The 5,987-nt window shown below is 60.9% G+C and carries 2 protein-coding genes and 1 pseudogene; 1 reads left to right on the top strand and 2 read right to left on the bottom strand.

Going from position 1 to position 5,987, the window contains the following annotated elements; all coding sequences use genetic code 11:
- Positions 1 to 20 precede the first annotated feature (20 nt).
- Positions 21 to 4,310 (bottom strand): c-type cytochrome, encoded by a 4,290-nt coding sequence (locus tag FJ398_25325; GenBank protein MBM3841214.1) that lies wholly within the window; start codon positions 4,308 to 4,310, stop codon positions 21 to 23.
- Between the two features lie 448 nt (positions 4,311 to 4,758).
- On the opposite strand from FJ398_25325, the gene FJ398_25320 reads away from it, so the two are divergent.
- On the top strand, positions 4,759 to 5,823 hold the full coding sequence (locus tag FJ398_25320; protein ID MBM3841213.1) for an isocitrate/isopropylmalate dehydrogenase family protein: 1,065 nt from the start codon (positions 4,759 to 4,761) through the stop codon (positions 5,821 to 5,823).
- Here the strand turns inward: FJ398_25320 and FJ398_25315 are convergent.
- Positions 5,807 to 5,987, bottom strand: a pseudogene (locus FJ398_25315) (hypothetical protein). The gene FJ398_25320 and the pseudogene FJ398_25315 sit on opposite strands and share 17 nt — an antisense overlap.

The raw sequence follows: 5,987 nt of genomic DNA, 5'->3' as shown, positions 1-5,987 counted from the left end.
CTTAAGGTCAGCCGCCCTGGTCAGCGATCCGCGGCTCTCGTGGCTTTCGACTCAGCACGGACCGCCTGGGGCACCTGATTCAACGTATAGACTCCGGTGGAGTGGACGAGATGCTCACCGCCCGCGTTTCTGATGCCAGTCGCTGAAATGGAGTAAACTCGGCCAGGAACTAACGGTTCGGTCGTCAAATCCACGATGCGATCGTTGTCGGCCAGTTCGACTCGTTTGATTTGCACCGGCGTGCGGTCCAGTTCCGGCGAACCGTACGCGCCCGTGAACTCGTACCGGTAGTGTTCGATCGAATATGACCCGGTTTGCAATGCCGTTGCGGGCGCTGCCGGTTGCGTAAGCCGCAGCCGGAATCCGGAGGCGAGGGCGTGAATCGATTGAATCTCAAACGGTGTCGCTCCCGTGAAGTCGATTCGGAACAAGGCCCCGCGATCCGGCTGAGCCATCCAGGCCGGTTGAGTGATCGAACCCACGTAAAGCCGGCCTTTCGGATCAAACGCCAGCGCGAGCGGCCCCACCAAGCCGCGGCCCCAAAAGGAAAAGCATGCGCCTTGATAAACGCCATTGATCTTCTCCACGTTCGCCCGAATGATCGCGCCGCCGTGCATGAGTTCGGCCATGAAAAACTGGCCGCCAAACGGGCCGAAGTTGCCGTCCGGACTGTAAGCGATTCCGTTGATCGATTTGGCCCAGGCGTACGGAACCCAAATCGCCGTTTCGCCCGGCGTCCGTTTCGTAACTTCCGGCCGCGCCGAATTCGGATAGCCGTAGAATCGGTCCTCCACGACGTGACAGAGCTTGTTGGCGGGCACCCATTCGCCCTGATTGTCGCTGAAGAAAACTTCACCGCCCGGTCCATTCGCCCATCCGACGGCGTTCCGCAATCCGAACGCGATCTCCGTGAAACTCGCCTGGCCGCGCTCCAGCGCCAGACTCAACACGCCGCCCATTCCCGGCAAATTTCGGTCATCGGCGTGGGGCGCAAAGCTTAGGACAAAACTTCCCGTCCGATCCCGAACCAGCCCATAAGCCCAGTCGTATTTGTTGCCTGTGCTGTGCGGCAGAGCAGCAACCCGGTCAAATCGGTCGGCTACTCCGTCGTGATCCACGTCCACAATTCGAGTGAGATTCCGCCTGTGGAGCAAGTACAGGGCGTCACCCTCGTGGAGCATCGCGTAAGCATCCTGAAATAAGCCGCGGGCATAGTCTTTGAACACGGCTTCAGTGCCGTCTTCCTCGGGATCATGCAGGGCGAATATCTCTCCCAGCTTCAAAGAGGCAACGAAGAGATGTCCACTCTTCGGATCAACTGCGAGCGCGGAAGGCATGATGCGGTCTTCACCGTTCAAGGTTTTTGGGATCGCGTATCGAATGGCGCGATAGCCGGGGCGTTCAAGTGCGCCCGGTACTTCCGCTTCGCGAGCATCGCGACTTCTGTGAAAGGTAGATTCGTTGATGGAAGAGGTCTTGGTTCGGCTCAAATCCGGCAGTTCGTATGTGAAGCTGCCGGACCACGATTTGGCGCCTGAATCCGGAACCCCAGAAATGGTCAGCATGTTCCCGTCGGCCTGCACGCGTGCCTGGCCCTGCAAATTTGTCCAGCCATTCGCAGCGGCAACGCTCGGTGAAGTTCGATCAGCGGTCTCCCCCAAACTCAGGCTTGCTTTGATCCGGACCGAACCATCCGCCGGAATGTTCGCCACGCGCCATTCGCGCCGCAATCGCCGGTCGGCGCCGGTAGAATCCATCCGCAACAACTCTTCAACTTGGACTGCATGCGAATCCTCGATCGTTCGAAATCGGAGCCTGGCGCCGTCCGCAAGTCGGTCGTAGCCCAGAAACTCCAGCCCTTCTCCAACCGCGTCGCCCTTCGCATCCATCAATTGAAACGCCGGCCTAGCCGCGAGCTCGACAACGTTCGACGCGTTCGAGAGCGAAAAGCTTCGCCAGCCATTCGGGTTTCTCAGGATTTGCGAACCGCTCCGCACGCTATGCAGCGTCGTGTTGCCGAGGTCGTACACGATCAGATCGTGGCTCCCGAACTGGACACACAGACTTTCGATCATTTCCCCACCGCCGATTCGAATCGGAATTTGGGCGATGAGCGGCGGCTCTCCGGCGGCCGGCGCGTGCACGGGGATCTGTGGGCGCGGCTGCGGACTCGGAGCATTCGTTCCCAGCGAAAGAAAGGACCAGATCGCGTCCATTTGCCGGCGTGCATCTCCGTTCAGCACGTTCGAAATCGGCGCCGGTTCGCCCTTCGGAAAGAAGACGGGCATCGGTGTGCCGGGATGAATTCGCGCCGGGTTTTCCAGCCAGCGATGGAACCAGTCGCGCCGGATTCGGTACGCCGCGCTCGTCAACTCCGGTCCAACCGCGCCGGGATCGACCCCGGTGAGTTCTTTGCCCGACCAGATGTGACACGAGACGCACGCGTAACCATCGAATCCGACCAGCCCGGCACCAAACATCGACAACGTCGGCTCGGAGTCCGTTTCCAAGGTTCCCTTGTTCGAGGACGAACTGACCGGCACCACCTCGCCGTCTCGCTCGGCTAACGCCTGAACAATCTGCCCGGCTTCATCGCCAAACGCGGGCATTCGGTAAGAATACCAGGAGGGCCGAACCCCTCGCACGCCGTTGCCAATAGCTTCAAGCAAATACGCGGGCGTGTATTTGGACAGCGCCTCGGTCAAGCGCGGCGTCCGCTGATACGGCAACCGCATCAGATGCGGCGTCCATAAGCTCTGGCCAACTACCTCGATGGACGGCGGCGAGTCGCCGTCGGACTGGTGGCAGACAAAGCAGCTCGAATGCTTCAAAAGCTGCTGGCGTTCGGCGAATCGCGACTCGTGCTTCTCAAATTCGGCGACCGAGGCAAAAGCAGCGATTTTTTCTCGGTCGGACTGAGAGATTGAGAAATGGGGTAAATGGCCAGAGCCAAGGCACCCGGACTCCGAATTTCTGGCTAGCTCAGTCAGCCGGAGCAGAGTTGGAACGGTGTCGATTCCTTCAACGCCAGGATGACAGGCCGCGCAGGCTTTTCGGCGGACCAGCGCCGCGCCAGTGGCCGCAGGGTCTTCAGCGGCGCCGGTGCTTTCCGCGATCGCCTTGATCTCGTCGGCACGGGGTGGTTCATCATCGCTTCGCTGCCGCACCGCGGGTTTCGACCACATCAACAAATAGGCCGCGATGTCACGGGCGGTTCGCGGTTCCAACGGCAAGCGAGGCATCCGGCCATCCGGGTAGCGCGTGCGCGGGGCAGCCAGGAATTCCGCCAACTGCGCGGCGGTGAATCGATCCGCGAGATTCACGAAAGGCGTTCGCGTGGTTCGTTCCGAGACGGTGGCGTTTTCGTCCACGGTGGTGGGAGATGCCGGTTCTCCCGGTTCGGGCAAGTGATGGCACGCCGCGCAACCCAATCCGACAAACGCCTGCCGGCCGGCTCGATGGTCTCCAGCATCACGTGGGTTTCCTTGCGGAATCTCGGACGCGCCGCGCAAAAGAAAATCAGCGATTAACGAAGCCTCGATGAAACCGCGGCGGTCCGCGGTGAACAATCGCGGCATGCGCGCATGACCGCGGAGTTCCCCAGGACTCCGCAGCCAGGCGACCAACCAGTCGCGCCTAACCCGGCTCGCGAGTTTTTCCAGGGAAGGACCGGGCGGCGTGCCGGCCACGCTTGGGAATGCTTCCGTATGACACTGGACGCAGCCGAACTGCCGAACCAATTCACGGCCTTCTTCCATTTTCTCCTGCGCTTGAAATCCGGGCGGAACGGCGCTCGATGCGTGGCGCAATCTCGACGCGGCCAACGGTTCGGCTGAGAAGCTCTCCCCTTCCCACCAGATTTGAATGCGCGCCGGCGCGTTTGCGAGCGACCGGTATTGGATTTCCAACGGGTAAGTTCCCTGGGCGCGTTTCAAGATCGCGGTGGATTCGATTCTCCGCCTCGCCTCGGCGCTGCGCACATCGAAGATATTCACGCCGTCGATGACCATTCTGAGCTCACCGCTGAGGAAGGCGAAGAACCGAATCGAATCGTCCTCTTTCAACGCGAGTTGACCGCGCCAAACCACTCCAAACGCCCCCGGAGGAATCCGAGGATGCGGGCTGGACGCACTCCAGTTGAAGGCTGGCTTAGGGTCCACTCGGAGGAGCGGGGGTGCGCCGGGCGGTGGATTCAAGGACTGATATTCAGCCAGCAGGCCCGGGCGAGTTTCGGTCGCCGAACTGGCCGAGCCGAGTTGCCCGAAACAAAAGGCAATTGCAGACGCAAGTGAGGAGGAACGGAGCAGCACAAGTCGTCAAAGTAGGGCAGGCTTCCAGCCTGCCCATCAAGGCGTATCAGAGGAAACCCAGTCGGGCAAGCGGCAGCAGGATGCCTGCCCTACTCTTGAGAGCCTGTCTGAAAATTGTCTTCTGGGTGGAACAGGCCACCGGCCTGTTGCGGCGGGCTACCAGTCCGCCGGGCCTTTTGGCGGCAGGTTGCCGCCAAACACGGGCTGGTAGCCCGTTCCACCCATTTTTCAGACAGGCTCTGAGGAACTCTTTTCCGCAGGTTTGGGGTTATCGCTTCACCAAACGGTAGAGCCTGGCGCCAGCCTGGGCGCTCAACGAGAGCTAACGACGTACCTCCCTTGAGGGACTTGAGGAAAGGAGAATCCCTGTCATCAAATTGGCACTGCGCCCGAGCGGCGGTGGCGCATTAGTGTGGATTCGCGCCCGCCAGTCGTTCATTCTCTCTCGATGACATTCAAGATTGCAGTTTTGCCGGGCGACGGCATCGGCGCGGATGTCATCGCCGAAGGCGTTAAAGCGCTCCGCGCCGTCGAATCGCGTCTCAAGGAAGTGAAGTTTGAGTTGGAAGAATTCTCGGTCGGCGCCGGGGAATACCTTCGCAACGGCGATCCGTTGCCGGCAGCCACGCTTGCCCGTTGCCGTGAGCATCACGCCATCCTCCTTGGCGCGATGGGGCTGCCGGAGGTTCGCTGGCCGAACGGGCTTGAAATGACGCCGCAACTCGATTTGCGCGAGAAGCTCGATCTTTTCTGCGGCTTGCGTCCCATCCGCCTCTATCACGCGAACGACACGCCGCTCAAATCCTGCCGCGCTGGCGAAATTGATTTCGTCCTCTTCCGCGAAAGTTGCGAAGGCTTGTTTTCCGGACGCCTCGCCCGGAAGCCGGCTGACGATTCCGAAGCCACCGACACAATGCGGATCACCCGCAAAGGGGCGGAGCGCATTTTCCGAGCCGCCTTCCGCGAGGCTACTCGCCGCCGGGGGCTGGTCACGCTCGTGGACAAAGCGAACGTGCTGCCGTCGATGGCATTTTTTCGCCGCATTTTCGACGAAGTGAGCTGGGAATTCCCGTCCATTCGCACCGAGAAAGTCTATGTGGATGCGGCGGCGCTTTACCTGGTTCAGCGCCCGCAGCGCTTCGATGTAATCGTCACCGAGAACATGTTCGGTGACATTCTGTCCGATCTTGCGGCGGGACTCGTCGGGGGAATGGGCATAGCTCCCTCCGGCGACATCGGCGAGCGACACGCGGTGTTTCAACCATCCCACGGAACCGCGCCGGACATCGCCGGCAAGGGCATTGCGAATCCCGTGGCCACGATCCTTTCGGTTGCCCTGATGCTGGAGTGGCTGTCAAATTCAGAGACCCAACGCGGCGCGGCCAAGATTCACAAGGCTGTCGCCAAGGTTTTTGAGACCCCGGCGAACCGCACACCGGACCTTGGCGGGAAGCTTTCCACGGCGGAGATGGGTGATTTGATCGCTCGCGAAATTCTCACCGAAGAATCTTGAATCCATCTGCAGCCAATCCGCGGAGCCCGGCGCCTTCAGAGCCTGTCTGAAAATTGCGTGGGGTCCTGCGGCGAGGGATTTTGGCTGTGGCCAAGGCGGCGAGCCCGGAGCATCCCCGCAGCGGGCTGTGACGGGTGAGCCAACGCAGGCCACGGACAAAAGAC

It is taken from the genome of Verrucomicrobiota bacterium, from assembly GCA_016871535.1.
Lineage (GTDB): Bacteria > Verrucomicrobiota > Verrucomicrobiia > Limisphaerales > SIBE01 > VHCZ01.
The sequence above is the reverse complement of the archived record's forward strand: the minus strand, read 5'-3'. Positions and strand labels throughout refer to the sequence as shown.